Source organism: Mycobacterium sp. (assembly GCF_049683935.1).
GTDB lineage: Bacteria > Actinomycetota > Actinomycetes > Mycobacteriales > Mycobacteriaceae > Mycobacterium.
This window is the reverse complement of record NZ_JBAUJR010000202.1, coordinates 1-2266: the sequence shown is the minus strand read 5'-3', so window position 1 is coordinate 2266 and position 2266 is coordinate 1. Positions and strand designations below refer to the sequence as shown.

Annotated in this window: 2 protein-coding genes; both read left to right on the top strand. The window is 66.0% G+C overall.

Annotated elements, in window-relative coordinates; genetic code table 11:
* Positions 1-1161: protein translocase subunit SecD (secD, locus tag WA965_RS11375; protein WP_526447522.1), on the top strand; the 1161-nt coding region annotated here is incomplete at its 5' end.
* A 3-nt stretch (positions 1162-1164) separates the two neighbouring features.
* Positions 1165-2266, top strand: a 1102-nt coding sequence (gene secF / locus WA965_RS11370) for a protein translocase subunit SecF (RefSeq protein WP_526447520.1), incomplete at its 3' end; no start/stop codon positions are given.

Sequence of the window (2266 nt, the reverse complement as noted above, 5' to 3'; positions counted from 1 at the left end):
CCGCCCGGCCCGGGGACCGCGCCCGCGCTACCTGAGGGTGATCGCGACGTCCCGCTGGCCACCCGCATCCAGGACGAGAAGCGGCTGCGCCAGAGCGGCGAACAGGCGATCCAGATCCTCGCCATGCAGTTCCAGGCCACCCGGTGCGGCGAAGACGACGTGCTGGCTGGCAACGACGACCCGAACCTGCCCCTGGTGACCTGCTCGACCGACGGCCAGCAGGTCTACCTGCTGGACTCCTCGATCATCAGCGGTGAACAGATCGCCAACGCGACCTCCGGGATGGATCAGCAGCGCGGCGAGAACGTCGTCGACGTGGAGTTCGACAGCGAGGCCGGGGAGATCTGGGCGGACTTCACCGCCGCGAACGTCGGCACCCAGACCGCGTTCGTCCTCGACTCGCAGGTGGTCAGCGCGCCCCAGATCCAGGAGGCCATCCCGGGTGGTCGTACGCAGATCACCGGACAGTTCACCGCGGACTCGGCGCGTGACCTGGCCAACGTGTTGAAGTACGGCTCGCTGCCACTGTCCTTCGAGTCCTCCGAAGCCGAAACCGTCTCGGCGACCCTGGGACTGTCCTCGCTGCGGGCAGGGCTGATCGCGGGTGCGGTGGGTCTGGCTGCAGTGCTGCTGTACTCCCTGCTCTACTACCGAGCACTCGGGTTGCTGGTCGCGCTGTCGCTGGTCGCGTCGGGCGCGATGGTGTTCTCGATCCTGGTGCTGCTCGGCAGATGGATCAACTACACGCTGGACCTTGCCGGTATCGCCGGTCTGATCATCGGTATCGGCATGACAGCGGACTCGTTCGTGGTGTTCTTCGAGCGAATAAAGGACGAGATCCGGGAAGGTCGGTCGTTCCGGTCCGCGGTGCCGCGAGGCTGGGCGCGGGCCCGCAAGACGATTCTGTCCGGCAACGCGGTCACCTTCCTGGCTGCCGCGGTGCTGTACTTCCTGGCGGTCGGCCAGGTGAAGGGTTTCGCCTTCACGCTGGGATTGACCACGATCCTCGACATCGTCGTTGTGTTCCTGGTGACCTGGCCTCTGGCCTACCTCGCGTCGAAGTCGACGACGATGGCCAAACCGTCGCTCAACGGGTTGGGAGCCGTCCAGCAGATCGCACGCGAACGCAAAGCGGCCGCACACGCCGCGGGACGGGGTTAGCAGATGGCGGCCAGACACAACCGCGACGCCACGTCCACCGAGGTCGAGACCTCCGACGCCGAACCCGTCGCGACGGATACGCCCCGGCACGGCTTCTTCGTCCGGCTCTACACCGGTACCGGCGCCTTCGAGGTCGTCGGTCGCCGCAAGTTCTGGTACACGGTCAGCGCCGTCATCGTGGGCATTGCCCTCGGGGCAATCTTGTTGCGGGGCTTCACATTCGGTATCGACTTCGAGGGCGGCACGAAGGTGTCGATGCCGCGCGGTGAAGGTCAGGCCACAACACAACAGGTCGAGGCGGTCTTCAGCGAGGCGATCGGCCAGCCGCCCGAATCGGTGGTCATCGTCGGCGCCGGCGACACCGCGACCTATCAGATCCGATCGGAGACCCTGAGCAACGAGCAGACCGAAGAGCTCCGCACGGCCCTGTTCGATGCGTTCCAGCCCGTCGGCGCGGACGGTCAACCGAGCACCCAGGCCATCAGCGATTCGGCCGTGTCGGAGACCTGGGGTGGTCAGATCACCCAGAAGGCGCTGATCGCGCTGGTCGTGTTCCTGGTGCTGGCGGCCATCTACATCACAGTCCGCTACGAGCGGTACATGGCGATCGCGGCGCTGACCACGCTCATCTTCGACCTCGTGGTCACCGCCGGCGTCTATGCGCTCGTCGGTTTCGAGGTCACCCCCGCAACGGTCATCGGGTTGCTGACGATTCTGGGCTTCTCGCTCTACGACACCGTCATCGTGTTCGACAAGGTCGAGGAGAACACCGAGGGCTTCGAGCACACCACCCGACGCACCTTCGCCGAACAGGCCAACCTGGCCGTCAACCAGACCTTCATGCGGTCGATCAACACCAGCTTGATCTCGGTGCTGCCGATCGTCGCGCTGATGGTGATCGCGGTGTGGTTGCTGGGCGTCGGCACGCTGATGGACCTGGCGTTGGTGCAGCTCGTCGGTGTCATCGTCGGAACCTACTCGTCGATCTTCTTCGCCACGCCGCTGCTGGTCAGCCTGCGGGAACGCACTGACGTGGTGCGCAAGCACACCCGGAGGGTGCAGAACCGCCGCGAGACGGCGGCGGCCAAAGCTGCCGGCGCCGAGG